This window comes from Furfurilactobacillus curtus, from assembly GCF_045862785.1.
GTDB classification, from domain to species: Bacteria; Bacillota; Bacilli; order Lactobacillales; family Lactobacillaceae; genus Furfurilactobacillus; species Furfurilactobacillus curtus.
Map to the genome: position 1 here is coordinate 135,914 of NZ_BQXO01000004.1, position 16,577 is coordinate 152,490.

General features: G+C 45.4%; 9 protein-coding genes. 1 reads left to right on the forward strand and 8 read right to left on the reverse strand.

Translation table 11 applies throughout. The features are described from left to right. Positions 1–12: 12 nt before the first annotated feature. Positions 13–1,692, forward strand: a complete 1,680-nt coding sequence (locus ACKTR2_RS07940) for an oleate hydratase (protein ID WP_407884262.1) — start codon at positions 13–15, stop codon at positions 1,690–1,692. Between the two features lie 100 nt (positions 1,693–1,792). On the opposite strand, the gene rpoC is transcribed toward ACKTR2_RS07940, so the two are convergent. The 8 genes from rpoC to ACKTR2_RS07980 form a co-directional block, all read right to left on the reverse strand. Beyond that, positions 1,793–5,434, reverse strand: a complete 3,642-nt coding sequence (gene rpoC, locus ACKTR2_RS07945) for a DNA-directed RNA polymerase subunit beta' (RefSeq protein ID WP_407884264.1) — start codon at positions 5,432–5,434, stop codon at positions 1,793–1,795. Positions 5,435–5,473: 39 nt separating this feature from the next. Then, positions 5,474–9,091, reverse strand: a complete 3,618-nt coding sequence (gene rpoB, locus ACKTR2_RS07950) for a DNA-directed RNA polymerase subunit beta (RefSeq protein WP_407884266.1) — start codon at positions 9,089–9,091, stop codon at positions 5,474–5,476. A gap of 303 nt (positions 9,092–9,394) precedes the next feature. Then, positions 9,395–9,994: a TetR/AcrR family transcriptional regulator gene (locus ACKTR2_RS07955; protein ID WP_407884268.1), complete on the reverse strand. Its 600-nt coding sequence runs from the start codon at positions 9,992–9,994 to the stop codon at positions 9,395–9,397. A 332-nt stretch (positions 9,995–10,326) separates the two neighbouring features. Next, positions 10,327–12,828 carry an ATP-dependent Clp protease ATP-binding subunit gene (locus ACKTR2_RS07960; protein ID WP_407884270.1) on the reverse strand — a complete coding sequence of 834 codons (2,502 nt, stop codon included), beginning with the start codon at positions 12,826–12,828 and terminating at the stop codon, positions 10,327–10,329. Positions 12,829–12,853: 25 nt separating this feature from the next. Next, positions 12,854–13,327: a CtsR family transcriptional regulator gene (locus tag ACKTR2_RS07965; RefSeq protein ID WP_407884272.1), complete on the reverse strand. Its 474-nt coding sequence runs from the start codon at positions 13,325–13,327 to the stop codon at positions 12,854–12,856. Positions 13,328–13,623: 296 nt separating this feature from the next. Next, on the reverse strand, positions 13,624–14,286 hold the full coding sequence (gene tenA / locus ACKTR2_RS07970) for a thiaminase II (protein ID WP_407884274.1): 663 nt from the start codon (positions 14,284–14,286) through the stop codon (positions 13,624–13,626). Positions 14,287–14,546: 260 nt separating this feature from the next. After that, the gene (locus ACKTR2_RS07975) at positions 14,547–15,545 is read right to left on the reverse strand and encodes a D-2-hydroxyacid dehydrogenase (RefSeq protein ID WP_407884276.1); all 999 of its coding nucleotides are present in this window, start codon (positions 15,543–15,545) and stop codon (positions 14,547–14,549) included. A 113-nt stretch (positions 15,546–15,658) separates the two neighbouring features. Next, entirely contained in the window at positions 15,659–16,567 is a 909-nt protein-coding gene (locus ACKTR2_RS07980; protein ID WP_407884277.1) for a DMT family transporter, read from the reverse strand. Positions 16,568–16,577 lie beyond the last annotated feature (10 nt).

Genomic DNA, 16,577 nt, shown 5'->3' on the forward strand with positions numbered 1-16,577 from the left:
GAGGTTGTCAAAATGGCACAACACGCATACATGATTGGAACTGGTATTGGGAACTTATCCGCTGGTTTATATTTGATTCGTGATGGTGGCTGGCACGGCGACCAAATCACCATGTATGGATTAGAAACCCATGGTGCTAACGATGGTGCCCCCACTAGTGACTTCGAAACAGAATACGGCAACTCGAAGTTAACCAACCATCACGGCTTTTTAGCCAAAGGTGGCCGAATGTTAAATGAAGAAACATACGAAAATTTGTGGGACATTGGTCGCTTTGTTCCCTCGTTAGATCAACCAGGCAAATCCATCACCGAAGAAATTCTAGACTTTGATCATGCGCACCCGACCCACGATGTTGCTCGTTTAATGGATAAGGTCAACGGAATTCATAACAAGGGTGACGAGAATGATTACCGCCATATGCAATTTGACAATCGTGACCGTTACCTGTTGACGAAGTTGGTAATGCTACCTGAAAGCAAGGAACAGCAGTTAAACGATGTCGGAATTGATGAATATTTTGCTAGTTCACCACATTTCTTTACAACTAACTTTTGGCACATGTGGCAAACAACTTTTGCGTTCAAACGTCAAAGTTCGGCCATGGAATTACGGCGATACATGAATCGAATGATTCTCGAATTTAGCCGAATTAATACATTGGCAGGCGTGACTCGGACGGCCTACAACCAATATGAGAGCATCATCTTGCCAATGCGCCAATTTTTACAAGACCAGGGTGTCACTTTCATTAATAACCGCAAAGTCACACAATTAACTTTTAAAGACACGCCGTTACGAGACGACATTATTGTGACTGGTTTTGATTATGAAGAAATTGACGGTGATCATCAGGCCGGCCACGTCGACGTCAATGAAACTGACTTTGTTTTCGATACAAATGGCTCAGTAACCGACAGTTCATCCATTGGCGATATGGATACACCCGTTAAAGAGAATCCTGAGTATGCCCCTAGCGCTCAATTGTGGAAACAAGCAACGGACCATTTCTACAACTTAGGCCACCCCGACAAGTTCTTTAATGATCGGGGACAAAGTGAGTGGTTAAGCTACACTGTTACTAATGACAATCACTATCTCCTCAACCAAATCACCCGCATCACTCAACAACAGCCAGGCAATGCGTTAAACACTTGGATCGATAGCAACGGTCTAATGTCAATTGTGGTCCATCATCAACCACACTTCCATGCACAAAAGGAGAATGAAACAACCTTTTGGGGGTATGTCATGTATCCACGGCGTAAAGGTGACTATGTTGATAAAACATTCATGGAAATGACTGGACGTGAAATTCTAATTGAGTTGATTGGCCATCTGAACGAAGTCGACGAAGGTCAAGATAAAATTGGCGATCATCTTGAAGAAATTATGTCCATCACTGAAAATGTCGTACCAGTATTTATGCCATACGCTAGCGCACTATTTAATCGACGTGCAGTTGGTGATCGACCGAAAGTCGTTCCCGATCACAGTCACAATTTAGCTTTCATCAGTCAATTTGCCGAGTTACCATTTGACATGGTCTTTACTGAACAATATTCCATCCGCTGTGCTCAAGTTGCCGTTTATAAATTCCTTGGTATTCCAGACAGTCAACTGACCCGGATGCATCACTATGAAAAGGATCCTAAAGTCATGGCCAAAGCACTGCACACTATGTTGCGCTAAAAACAAAAAAGGAGCTTGTTCAAAATGCCAATTTGACATTTTGAAACAAGCTCCTTTTTAATTTCGTCGGAAAGAACTCAGTTCATCAGCCGCAGCTCACTTACTTTGCATCTTCCTCACGCATTTTCTTTTCTAAATCACTGATGGAATAGACACCTTCAGTACCAGTTGATTCAGCTTCTTTAGGCTGAATCTTACGATAATCTGGCATTCCAGTCCCAGCAGGAATAATCTTCCCGATGATGACATTTTCCTTCAAACCGACTAGCGGATCGTTCTTCCCACGAATAGCAGCATCCGTTAGCACACGAGTTGTTTCTTGGAATGACGCAGCTGATAAGAAACTATTTGTCTCCAAAGCAGCTTTCGTAATCCCCAAGATTACAGGACGGCTAGTCGCTGGAATCCCACCAGCGATCAGTGTATTAGTGTTGGCATTCTTGAAGTCGGCAATGTCCATCAACGTTCCAGGAAGCATATCCGTATCACCTGGATCCATGACCCGAACTTTCCGCATCATTTGGCGAACCATAATTTCGATATGCTTGTCGGCAATCCCTACCCCTTGCATCCGGTAAACCCGTTGCACTTCACGGAGTAAGTAATTTTCAGTCGATAGAACGTCACGAACCTTCAATAATTCCTTCGGATCAATTGATCCTTCATTCAGCGCAGAACCACGATGGATAAAGTCCCCTTCAGCCACGCGCATCCGCGCCCGCAGCGGTAACGTATAGGTGCGCGTCTCCGCTTCACCCTTAACCGTAACCTCTTTAGTCCGTTCAGCCGGGTTTTCTTCAATTGAGACAACGGTCCCAGTTACTTCAGAAATCTCAGCTTTACCTTTAGGATTCCGCGCTTCCACAATTTCTTGCACACGAGGTAGCCCTTGTGTGATATCGTCACCGGCAACCCCACCAGTATGGAAGTTACGCATCGTTAACTGCGTCCCTGGTTCACCGATTGATTGAGCAGCAACCGTACCGACGGCTTCCCCAACTTCAACCTTATCACCAGTTGCCATGTTCCGACCATAACAACGCTCACAAACTCCATGTTGCGTGTTGCAAGTAAAGGCTGAACGAATCACAACCTCTGTCACACCTGCATCAACAATGGCTTGTGCTACATCTTCGTCAATCATTTCATTGGCGTTAACTAAAGTTTCACCTGTTTCTGGGTGCTTGACTGACTTCATCGCATAACGACCAAGAATCCGGTCGTACAGTGATTCAATCATTTCATTTCCATTCGTAATGGCGTGGATTGTTAAACCACGATCCGTGCCACAATCCTTTTCACGAATGATGACATCTTGCGCGACATCAACTAATCGACGAGTCAAGTAACCAGAGTTGGCAGTCTTCAAGGCCGTATCGGTCATTCCTTTACGAGCCCCGTGAGTAGAGATGAACATTTCCAACACTGACAAGCCTTCACGGAAGTTTGAAACGATTGGCAACTCCATCGTCTGACCGTTAGGCGCTGCCATCAGACCACGCATCCCAGCTAATTGAGTAAAGTTCGAAATATTACCACGGGCACCAGAATCACTCATCATGAAGATTGGGTTATTCCATTCCATGGAATCAACCAACTGTTCTTGAATATCATCTTTAGCAGTGTTCCAAACATCGATAACCCGCTGGTAACGTTCATCATCGGTGATTAGTCCACGACGGAATTGCTTTGAAATCGTGGCAACCTGTTTGCGAGCTTCAAGAACGATGTCATTTTTCGTCTTTAACGTTGAAATATCTGCAATCCCGACCGTCAAACCAGAATTCGTGGACTCGTAATAACCAAGATCCTTCATCCGATCCAACAACAGTGAGGTTGCTGTTACCTTGTACCGCTTATACACTTCAGCAATGATATCCGCTAAGAATCCCTTCTTAAACGGATCATTCAATGGCCGATTGCTCAAAACCGTCTTTAAGTCTTCACCAGGTTCCAAGAAGAAGCGATCATCAATCCCATCCGTCAAATTAGCAGCAGTAGGTTCATTTAGATAAGGGAAGGCTTCTGGCAAGATCGCATTAAAAATCATCTTACCAACCGTCGTGATCATAACTCGTGAACGTTGCTCCTCGGTAAAGGGCTTGGTCGACATTGAAGCTGTTTGGACTCCAACACGACTATGCAGGTGAACGTACCCATTTTGGTAAGCGACACGGGCTTCGTTCAGATCTTTAAAGATCATCCCTTCGCCTTCACGTCCCGCTTCCTCAGTCGTTAGGTAGTAGTTCCCAATCACCATATCTTGTGATGGTGTTACCACTGGGCGACCATTGGCAGGTGCCAGAATGTGGCCCGCTGCTAGCATTAGCAATCGTGCTTCAGCCTGAGCTTCATCAGATAGTGGCACGTGAATAGCCATCTGGTCCCCGTCAAAATCGGCATTGTAGGCTTCACATACTAATGGGTGAACTCGCATCGCTTTACCAGAAACCAAGACTGGTTCAAAGGCCTGAATACCCAAACGGTGCAAGGTAGGAGCGCGGTTCAATAACACCGGGTGTTCCTTGATCACGTCTTCTAACACATCGTAAACATCGTTATCTTGACGATCAATCTTACGACGAGCGTTCTTAATGTTTGAGGCGAGTTCACGCTTAACTAATTCTTTCATGATGAACGGCTTAAAGAGTTCCATAGCCATTGGAACTGGCAAGCCCATCTGGTTCATCTTCAACGTTGGTCCAACATCAATAACAGAACGACCGGAGTAGTCAACCCGCTTACCCAGTAAGTTTTGACGGAATCGTCCTTGCTTACCTTTCAGCATGTGTGACAGTGACTTCAACGGACGATTACCAGGTCCAGCTACTGGACGACCACGACGACCATTATCAATTAAGGCATCGACGGCTTCTTGTAACATCCGCTTTTCATTTTGAACGATGATGCCAGGTGCGTTTAAATCGAGCAACCGCTTTAAACGGTTGTTACGGTTAATCACCCGTCGGTACAGATCATTTAAATCGGAAGTGGCAAAACGTCCACCTTCCAGTTGAACCATCGGTCGTAAATCCGGTGGAATAACCGGAACAACGTCCATTACCATCCAATCAGGCCGATTGCCTGACTGAATGAAGGCTTCCAAAATGTCCAAACGACGCACAGCACGTGTCCGCTTTTGACCAGAGGCCTCTTTTAATTGGACCTTTAGTTCATCAGCTTCCTTTTCTAGTTCAACGGTCGCTAATAACTTACGGATCGCTTCGGCACCCATTTCAGCTTGGAATTCATTACCGTATTGCGCCTTCTTCTCGCGATATTCACGTTCAGACAGCAACTGTTTACGTTCCAAAGGTGTGTTACCTGCTTCCAAAACAACATAGGAAGCAAAGTAGATGATTTCTTCTAAGGCCCGTGGGCTCATGTCTAAGACAAGTCCCATCCGGCTAGGAATACCCTTGAAATACCAAATGTGGGTCACTGGTGCGGCTAATTCAATATGGCCCATTCGTTCACGACGAACCTTGGAACGGGTCACTTCAACACCACAACGGTCACAAACGACACCCTTATAGCGAATTCGTTTGTACTTACCACAGGCACATTCCCAGTCTTTTGTTGGCCCAAAAATTCGTTCATCGAACAAACCGTCACGTTCAGGCTTTAATGTTCGATAATTGATCGTCTCAGGTTTCTTAACTTCCCCATAAGACCAGCTGCGGATTTTGTCGGGCGAAGCAAGCCCAATCTGCATGCTTTCAAATTTGTTGACATCAATCAAAGGATTGACCTCCCTCTCATATTCAATGGCGACGACAAATTATTCGTTAGTCGTGTGCTCAGACTCATTTACGGGTGTCGACGTTGGCTCGCTGACCGGTGCACTAGGTTGATCCGTTGGCTTTTCATCCACCGGATGTTCTGCAGCGTACTTGCTTAAGGCATCAACGTTAACCACGTCATCTTCATCATCATCCATATCACGCAGTTCGATTTCCTTTTTGTCGTTGTCTAACACTTTCATGTCTAAGCCTAAGGCCTGCAATTCCTTAACCAACACACGGAATGACTCTGGCACTCCTGGCTTTGGAATTGGCTCGCCCTTAACGATCGCTTCATAGGTCTTAACTCGGCCAACCACGTCATCAGACTTGTACGTCAAAATTTCTTGCAACGTGTATGCAGCACCATAAGCTTCCAGCGCCCAAACTTCCATTTCACCAAAACGCTGGCCACCAAATTGTGCTTTACCACCAAGAGGCTGTTGCGTAACTAAGGAGTAAGGTCCGATTGAACGCGCATGGATCTTATCATCAACCATGTGGGCTAATTTCAGGTAGTTCATGACCCCAACGGCAATTCGGTTGTCAAATGGTTCACCAGTCCGACCATCATACAATACATATTTTGCATCAGCTGGCATACCAGCTTCTTTAACAGCGTCCCAAATATCCTGATCTTGGGCACCATCAAAGACAGGTGTTGCCACATGAATACCTAATTTACGAGCAGCCATGCCTAAATGCAGTTCAAGCACTTGACCAATGTTCATCCGAGAAGGCACACCCATGGGTGACAGCATGATATCAATTGGTGTCCCATCAGACATGTAAGGCATGTCTTCTTCTGGAATTACAATTGAAACGGTCCCCTTGTTCCCATGACGACCGGACATCTTGTCCCCAACTTGGATCTTCCGCTTCTGGGCGATGTAAACACGGACCATCATGTTGACACCTGGTGACAATTCATCCCCATTTTCACGAGTAAAGATCTTCACATCTTGGATAATTCCGCCACCACCATGCGGTACATGAAGAGAAGTATCCCGAACTTCACGCGCTTTTTCACCAAAGATCGCATGTAACAGACGTTCCTCAGCTGATAATTCGGTGACCCCTTTAGGGGTTACCTTACCAACCAAAATGTCACCATCATGAACTTCGGCTCCGACCCGAATAATACCTTGTTCGTCCAGATCCTTTAATGAATCCTCACCAACGTTAGGAATTTCGCGAGTCATTTCTTCTGGTCCAAGCTTTGTATCACGAGCTTCTGACTCATATTCTTCGATATGAATCGACGTGTACACATCATCTTTCACTAACCGTTCTGAAATGGCGATGGCATCTTCAAAGTTATAGCCATCCCAAGTCATGAAGGCGATCAATGGGTTTTGCCCAAGGGCTAATTCCCCACCTTCCATAGAAGGACCGTCCGCTAAGATTTCATCAGCATCGACATGATCCCCAGCCTTGACAATTGGTCGTTGATTGTAGTTCTTCCCACCATTTGAGCGGCGGAATTTCATCAACTTATACGTGTCTAGCGTGCTATCTTCACGACGCACACGAATCTGACGGGCATCCACGTACTCAACTGTACCAGCTGCCTTACTAATCAAGGCAACCCCGGAGTCATGCGCCGCTTTGTATTCAATCCCCGTCCCAACCAATGGAGCATGAGGATCAAGTAACGGCACCGCCTGACGTTGCATGTTGGCACCCATCAAAGCCCGGTTAGAGTCATCGTTTTCCAAGAATGGAATACATGCAGTGGCAACAGCCACGACTTGCTTGGGCGAAACGTCCATGTAGTCAACATTATCGATCGAAGTTTCAATGTTTTCATCCTTAGAACGTGCCAAAACCGTGTCGTCAACAAAGGAACCATCATCATTTAATGTCGAGTTTGCTTGGGCAATAACAAAATTATCTTCTTCATCAGCTGTCAAATAGTCGATTCGGTCAGTAACTTTGTGTGTGTCCCATGAAACGCGCCGATAAGGTGTCTCAATAAAACCATAACGGTTAACCTTGGCGTAACTAGACAACGAGTTAATTAGCCCAATGTTTGGCCCTTCAGGTGTTTCAATTGGACACATCCGACCATAATGAGTGTAGTGAACGTCTCGGACTTCATAACCAGCCCGATCACGAGTTAATCCACCAGGCCCAAGAGCAGATAATCGGCGTTTATGGGTCAATTCGCCCAATGGGTTGGTTTGATCCATGAATTGTGACAGCTGTGAACTACCAAAGAATTCTTTGATGGAAGCAACTACTGGTCGAATGTTAATTAATTGTTGTGGCGTAACAGTCGCGGAGTCTTGAATAGACATCCGTTCACGAACAACCCGCTCCATCCGTGAAAGACCGATCCGGAACTGATTCTGTAATAACTCACCAACTGAACGAATCCGCCGATTGCCTAAGTGATCGATATCATCCGTTGAACCAACACCTTCTTGCAAGTTGAAGAAATAGTTGATTGATGCAACGATGTCAGCCGGTTGAATCGTGTGGTTCTTCAGGTCAATATGACCATTGCCAATCATATTCAAAACTTGTTCAGGGTCGTTCTTTGAGAAGACCTTGATTACTTGAACCGTCATCGGCTCCGTAACAACGGCTTCATCGGAAGGTGTGAAGGTAACTGACTTGAAGTCCTCTTGGTCCAAATATGGCGACAACTTCGCCATGACTGTCTTGTCAATAACAGTACCCTTTTCGGCGATGATTTCACCAGATTCAGGATCCGCCAATGTTTCAGCCAACGTCAAACCGAGTAAACGAGTGTGTAAGTCAAGCTTTTTGTTAAGCTTGTAACGGCCAACTGGAGCGGTGTCGTAACGCTTTGGATCAAAGAAACGAGCCGTCAATAGACTCCGAGAAGAATCCGCTGTCTTAGGTTCACCTGGGCGCAACCGTTCATAGATATCTTTCAACGATTCTTCAACTCGAGAATCATCCGAATTCTTGTGAATATCCTTTTCTAAGGTGGCCATTAAGGCATCGCTTTGTCCTAAGATATCAATGATCTCATCGTCAGAACCGTAGCCCAACGCACGGACAAGTTCCGTCATGGGGATTTTCCGAGTCCGATCAATGCGGACATAAGAAATTTCCTTGGCATCGGTTTCGTATTCTAACCATGCACCACGGTTAGGGATGACTGTCGCACCGTAAATTTCACGGCCGTTTTTGTCTTCCTCTTCATTGTAGTAAACGCCTGGCGAACGAACCAGCTGGGAAACGATAACCCGCTCTGCACCATTGATGATGAACGTTCCTTGATCCGTCATTAACGGGAAGTCACCAAAGAATACGTCCTGGCTCTTGATTTCGCCAGTTTCGTGGTTGGTTAAGCGCAAGGTCACGTGCAGTGGCGCCGAATAGTTAGCATCGTGTTCGCGGGCTTCATCCACCGTGTATTTTGGTTCAAGTAACTGGTAGTCAACAAATTCCAATGACAAGTTGCCTTGGAAATCATCAATTGGCATGATGTCATCGAACATGTCACGCAGTCCTTCATCGAGGAACCATTGGTATGAATCCGTTTGGATTTCAATCAAATTCGGCAGATCAAGAACTTCTTTAATGCGTGCGTAACTTCTACGGGTCCGGTGTTTACCGTATTTAACTAAATGCCCTGCCAAGTTCTTCACTCCTTTGATATAAGTCTTCCAGTGAATAAGCTCGCCATATATATTACAAGTTGATTACAAAACACTTGAAACACAAATTTTGAGCATAAAAAAGGCAAAAGAAGCAATTCATTTCACAAAAAATGTAAGCGCTACTTTTGCTTTTCTATAAGGGCTTCAACGGACAATAGATCGCCTCGGCCATTTTTATTCACAGTGATATACGTTGATAAATATACGCCGTCAAGATGATTCTGTCAATGAGTTTGCATCCGTCGCTGCACGGTTTTTACTGTCGCCGCTAAGCAACCAAAATCATACATTCGTTTCATCAGCAACACCAAATAGAATCAATTTAAGTAACACTTGAATGCGTTCACGGTCGCTAAGGCCCGGTCCACCTAGTTGATGAAATTCCGCAAACAACGGCGCCAAACTCGTCATATAAAAATTTGCCGCAGTCATTGGATCTAGTCCCGACTTTAATGTCAGTTTATCTGAACTAAAAAAACGAACCAGTGGCTGCACGTAATCTTGACTAAAGATTCGTCCTAATTTCCCTTGATTTTCTGGCTTTAAATATTGGAAGCTACCATGAATCAGGCTAAAGGCATCACGGGGATGAATTGCAATCATAGCTTGAGACAAATCAGTCAATACCGTTAGACCATCGCCATCGCCGTCGTCAATAATTGCATTCATCCGCCCTGCCAATTCACGGCCAACTTCGCTGATTACTTCAATAAAGATAAGTTCCTTATCTGCAAAATGATGATAAAGGGCTGGTTGAGTTAACCCAACTGCGTTAGCAATATCACGCGTTGATGTTTCTGCATATCCTTTGTTCAAAAATAAGGTCCGAGCCGCGTCCAATATGCCTCGGCGCGTGTGGGCCAGTTGCTCCTCTCGACTCATAGGTACCTTCCTCACTCGCATAACTATTTACTCCAAGTTTGCCGGTTAACAGCCCAAAATGCAATTCACAAGGTTAACTTTCTGGATAAATCTTAACGATTTGCATTCATGTACCTAACAGACTAATGAGCTGTACTCAAAAAGAGCGCGGGGCATAAGTCGGTAAGTGACGAACACTAAGGGCGAACCGCCAATGATGATGGTTTTATTCATCGTTTGCCGTTCGCTTTTAGGCGGAGTCACTTGACTTATGTCCCGCATTTTGGCGATTTAGAATTAGAAATGAAATTTAGATTTTAGTTTTGTCCGAGATTCTTAAGCCTTTACTTCGGTTATGACTTGGCACTAACGGTTGTCTTTGCAGCTGGAACCGTTTTTGTTGTAATCGTTATCTTGCCAGATTTAGCGCCAACAGTCACCGCGTCGGTCGTCTTGATTTGACCAGCGATCAGTGCTTCGCTAAGGCGATCCTCAACCTGGGTCTGTAAGGCCCGGCGAATTGGCCGTGCACCGTACTCTGGATCAAACCCAGCTTCAGCCACCACATCAATCGCAGCTGGTGTAATTTTGACCTTGATTCCTTGGTCAGCCACCCGCTTCAAGACGATACCCGCCATTAACTTTACGATTTCGTGCAGTTCTGGCTTGGTCAAGGAGTGGAAAATAACCGTTTCATCAATTCGATTTAAGAATTCTGGACGGAACGTAAGTCGCAATGCCTGACGAATTTTATCGGACATTGCTTGGTAGTTGTCCGTTGCACTGGTTGCGCCGAATCCGACTTCTTTATCGTCTCGAACGGCAGTCGCACCCAAATTCGAGGTCATGATCAAAATTGTATTACGAAAATCAACCTTGCGTCCCTTCGAATCCGTTAAGAACCCATCATCCAATACTTGCAATAACAAGTTAAAAACATCGGTATCTGCTTTTTCGGCTTCATCCAAAAGTACCACTGAATAAGGTTTATTTCGAACCTGTTCAGTTAATTGACCCCCTTCGTCGTAACCGACATACCCAGGGGCTGCCCCGATCAACCGGCTAGAACTAAAGCGCTCTTGATATTCTGACATGTCAACCCGAATCATATTATCCTCTGAACCAAACATTGCCTCAGCCAAGGCTTTTGCCAGCTCAGTTTTTCCGACACCGGTAGGTCCAAGAAACATAAACGATCCAATTGGACGATTTGGATCTTTCAATCCAGATCGAGCACGACGAATCGCTCGTGCAACCGCAGAAATGGCTTCGTCTTGACCGACGACTCGTTCATGCAAAACTTTCTCTAGATTGAGTAGTCGTGACTCTTCATCTTTTCGAAGTTGCGTCAACGGTACGCCAGTCCATTCTGAAACAACTTCTGCGACATCTTCTTCAGTCACTTGCAGCTCGTAATGTGGCTGACCACTGAGCTTTTCATTGTCTTGTTCATCCAAGAGCTTATCAACACGCTTTCGCATTGCCATCTCTTTTTCACGAATCGCCGCAGCACCTTCAAAATCCTGATTCTCAATCGCAGCTTCTTTTTGTTGCTGTAAGTCGGTTAACTTATCTTCTTGTTTAGCTAATTTCGTCTTGTGACCAGCAGCGTCAATGCGTACTTTGGCACCCGCTTCGTCCATCAAATCGATCGCTTTATCAGGCAGAAAACGCTCCGTAATATACCGAGCTGATAGTTTAACTGCCGCATTGACAGCATCATCAGTAATCTCAACTTGATGATGTTCTTCATAACGTGGTTTCAACCCGGTTAAGATTTCCACCGCTTCAGCTTCTGTCGGTTCATCAACTTGAACCGTCGCAAATCGACGTTCCAACGCGGCATCAGATTCAATATACTTTTGATATTCACTTAAAGTCGTGGCGCCAATTGTTTGTAGCTCACCACGAGCCAAGGCGGGCTTCAAGATGTTAGAAGCGTCAATCGCACCTTCAGCACCGCCGGCCCCAATTAGTGTGTGTAACTCATCAATGAATAAGATCACATGTCCGTCATTGTAAATTTCTTCAATAACTTTCTTTAGTCGATCTTCAAATTCGCCTCGATACTTAGTGCCGGCGACCAATGAGCCCATGTCGAGCATCATCAAACGTTTGTCGCTTAAGTCTTCTGGTACGTCACCAGCGACAATCTTTTGCGCTAATCCTTCAGCAATCGCTGTCTTCCCAACCCCAGGCTCCCCAATTAAAACGGGGTTGTTTTTGGTTCGACGGCTCAAAATTTGAATGACCCGTTTAACTTCTTTACTACGACCAACAACTGGATCCATCTGATTATCCGCAGCCAAAGCCGTTAAATCACGTGCTAACGAATCTAGTGTTGGTGTCCCTTCTGCTTGCTGCTTATTGTTAGCAGCCTTGTTCATTTGTTGCCGGCGTCGTGGTGAGTCAGTAATTCCTAGCTTTCGCAGAATCACTTTGCGCGCTTGGGCTAAGTCAAGATTTAGTGTGACTAAGATACGCGAAGATAAAATACTTTCATCGGAAAGTAGTGCCAATAATAGGTGCTCGGTCCCAATCTTAGTCGCACCCAGTCGTTTTGCTTCATCACCAGCAATCGTGAGGATTTCCTTCGCCTTTGGTGAATAAGGAAGATAGGTTTCTTTGTCAACATTGGTTAACGTACCATAGCCGGTGAAACGTTCGATTTCTTCACGAACGTCCTCTTCAGTAATATTGAACTGTTGTAAAACTTTACTAGCGATCCCATTTTGTTCGATGGTTAAAGCAAGGAGCAAATGCTCAGTGCCAACCGCCTGGTGTTTAAAATACTTTGCCTGTTCTTGCGCCAAAACAAGTACGTCTTTGGCACTCGGGGTAAATAAATTATCCATTTGCTGTCCTGCCTTTCATTAACGCTCAGTCTTCAAACCGTAAACGATTCAGCACACCAATCAGGATGCGGGCACGCAGCGTATTTTCCACCTCATGGTCAGCCACGGCCAAGGTGTCTTTATCAATTGCCGCTAAAATAATATTGGCCTCGCGTTCCTTGAGTACACCGTCGTTGAATAATGAATTAATAATCGCGTAGGCGTCATGTTGATTAATGGCATCGCCCACGACATCGCTAAGCAGACTGTCAAGCACATCCGTATCTGCCAATAAATTAACTTTTTCGATCCGGATATAGCCGCCGCCGCCTCGCTTACTCTCTACGATGTAGCCATTCTGGATGGTGAAGCGGGTTTTGATCACGTAATTGATTTGCGAAGGAACGACATTAAATTGGTCGGCAATGTCAGAGCGGCGAATTTCCACCTGTTCTTCATCAGCCAAGATGCCCTTCAAATATTTCTCAATCACATCCGAAATGTTAGTTGGTCCTTCCATGATTGCTCACCCCAGTCTTTGACTAATATTGACTATATTATACGAACCCTGACTAAATTTGCAATCATAAAGGATTCAAAGGCTTCGGTAAGGTCTAAATAAACAAAATGCTAGTGCCACACGCAGAAGAAGATCATAAGCGAGCGCAAACGCAGGACATGAGTCAAAACCCATGTCCCGCGATTTGGCTTTTTAGCTTTGGCAATGAATTTTGTCTTCGTTTCAACCTTGCCCTTGCTGATCTTCACAAGCAAAACAGCTTCGTCATACGAGGCCCAGTATGGTAACAAAAATAATCATGGCTGCCATTGTTGCTGGTCAAGCGCCATTTGCCAAAAATTGAGTTCAAAGTACGTGCTCCGCGCAAAAGCGGCCATCATTTGTGCGCGTTCTGCCTGATCTGTTGCTGCCGCAACTTGGTCGGTTAATTCAATTTGAGTCGCCACAGCATCTGTGTAATCGGCTGCCTGATAACTATCTAACCAGGCCTGATAGACAGGCACCGGCGAGCTCACCCCTTGTAAGGCAGCACCAATATCCGCATACAGCCAAGCACATGGTAGTAGACCGGCGATGGCGGCGGCTGGCCCCGCTTGTGAGAGCGTCCGGTACATGTGCGACGTATAAGCATAGGTTGTTGGTGCCATCGGCGTCTGTCTCACATCGGCTGGCGTAATCGCTAATGGTTTAAAAAAAGTCGTTTGGGTTGTGATTTCGCCAGCGCGCAGGCCGTTTGCCAAATCTGTTAAAAGTTGTTTAACTTGTTTGTTTTCAGCCGCTTGCGCCGTTAAATCATGTACGCGTGCAAAGTCACGCAAATAGTGATGATCTTGAATAAGGTAATAACGAAAGGTTGCTTCAGGCAAGGTACCATCACGCAGTTGCTGAATGAATGGATGTTGAATGCTAGATTGCCAAAGTAACCGATTAGCTTGATATGCGGTCTGACTGAAAGACATGATAAAACTCCTTTACTGGGGAAAGCGCCATGTGTCTCAATCAGTATAGCTGATAAAACCCATGCCTTCATAAAGAAAGCACGGGTTTTACATAATCGATACTGGCTCTTTACAAACTGATCAAAACGTTAGCAAGTTCGCTTTGAGTCCGAGTAACAACGGGAAATCATGAATGGCCGACTTTCGCCCGACCATGATTTTGGGTTGGCCGCTCTTCAATGATGGCGAACGTATTTTGTCAGTGCACTACCGAAGTCTGATTAGTCAAATGAAACGACATTATCCGCCGTTCCTGTTTCGATTAACTGACGATTGTTATTTAAAGCAAATTGGACCATGTTACGAACCGCTGTCTTCGTATAGAACGCAATGTGTGGACTCACTAGGACATTGTCCCGTGACATCAAACGCTTTAGTCGGTCGTCTGGGATCGCATCAAACTGACCAAAATCGGCGTTGAAGATGCCAACTTCGCCCTCGTAAACATCCAAGGCTGCGCCACCGACTTTGCCAGAATCCAAAGCGGCAATTAAGTCATCGGTATCTAACAGATCACCTCGAGCTGGATTCAAGATGATCACACCATCCTTCATCTTACTGAAGGCCGCTGCATTTAACATGTGGTAGTTTTCTTTCGTGGCTGGTGCATGCAAAGAAATAACGTCAGCCTGCGCATATAATTCATCTAACGTGTCAACGTACATGCCCGTTTTTTCTAATTCAGGATTTTTGAAAACGTCATAAGCCACAACTTTAGCACCGAAACCTTGATAAATTTGAATGGCTGCTCGGCCAATTCGTCCAGTTGCGATGACCCCGACAGTCAATGTATTCAACTCAGTGGCAATATCTGGCGCCCAGCGTAAATCACCCTTTGCCTGCCGACGTTCGAATTGCTTCGTATGACGTAATAACCGCATTAATTCGGTGACGGTAAACTCCGCAATTGCTGCTGGAGAATAAGCCGGAACGTTGGTGACACGCAATCCAGTCCGTTTAACCGCTTCCGCATCAACATTATCCACCCCGACATTACGCAAAGACATATTTTTGACACCCAGCTCTGCTAAACGATCAATAACAGTCGCCGTATATGGTTTTTGTTGATAAACGACCGCCCCATCAAAACCGGCAGCTTGATCCACAGTGTCTTCAGTTAACAACTCACCAGTTGCTTTAACTTCAATTCCTTGGCTTTGCGCCCATTCATCCACATATGGCCGCTCGTCATCACGAATTCCGTAAGCAATAATTTTCATGTTAAAAACCTCCATTTGATTTCGGTAACAAACTGATTATACCACGCTTGAGTACGGTTCCATATGTTGCTAGGTCATCGATTGAATTATCTCGAATCAACTCGTTTAGTTCATCAATTTGGCTTTTTATAGCCTAGCGTTAACATCACCACTGCTAAGATGATTAAACTACCCCCTAGGCCATCAGCCCACGAAAATGGAATATGTAGCACTGTAATTGAGATTACTGTAGCTGCCAGGGGTTCAAAGGCATCTAAAAGGCTAGCCGTGGTGGGCGAGACATACTGCAAACTAACGGAATACATCACAAATGCAATTAAAGTTCCAAATAAGACAACCAGACCGATAGCAAGAAGCGTACGTCCAGTTAACGGCGGTACACCAACCCATGCCGGTTGAATGGCATTCATTGCCATCCCACCAATTAAAAGTCCCCAGCCATTGACATTGACGGCTCCGAAGTGCGGCAATAGTGGTCGTGGCAGCAATGTACTGGTCGCCACGGCAATTGCTGACATTAGGCCCCAAAATAACAATCCTGGGGAGACGGCCAAGTGATCGATTCGGCCGTGAGTGACAACAAAAAAAGCACCAGTCAGTGCTAATAACATCCCAATACTTTCCGCACGAGATGGAATTACATGATGAAAAATCAGGTAATAGCCGGCAATGACTAATGGGCCGAGAAATTGCAAAATGGTCGCCAGAGCGGCATTCCCATATTGAATTGCCAAAAAATAGAAAAATTGAATGGGAATGAGGCCGACTAAAGCAAAAACAATCTGCTGAAGAGCGGTCCTTCGATGGCGCCACACCGCTAATGGTTGACCACCAGAGAGGACACTGTAAATCAACAAGATTCCGCCTGCCAGCATCATTCTGATGGTGGTTAGCCACGCTGGTGTCACGGGATGGTCTCCGGTAAACAAAATTTGGGCGATGACTCCAGAAACGCCCCAGAGCATCGCCCCACCACTGGCTAAAAGAATGCCATTTAGAACCTGTGCTTGCCGCTTGTTCAACTATTTCACG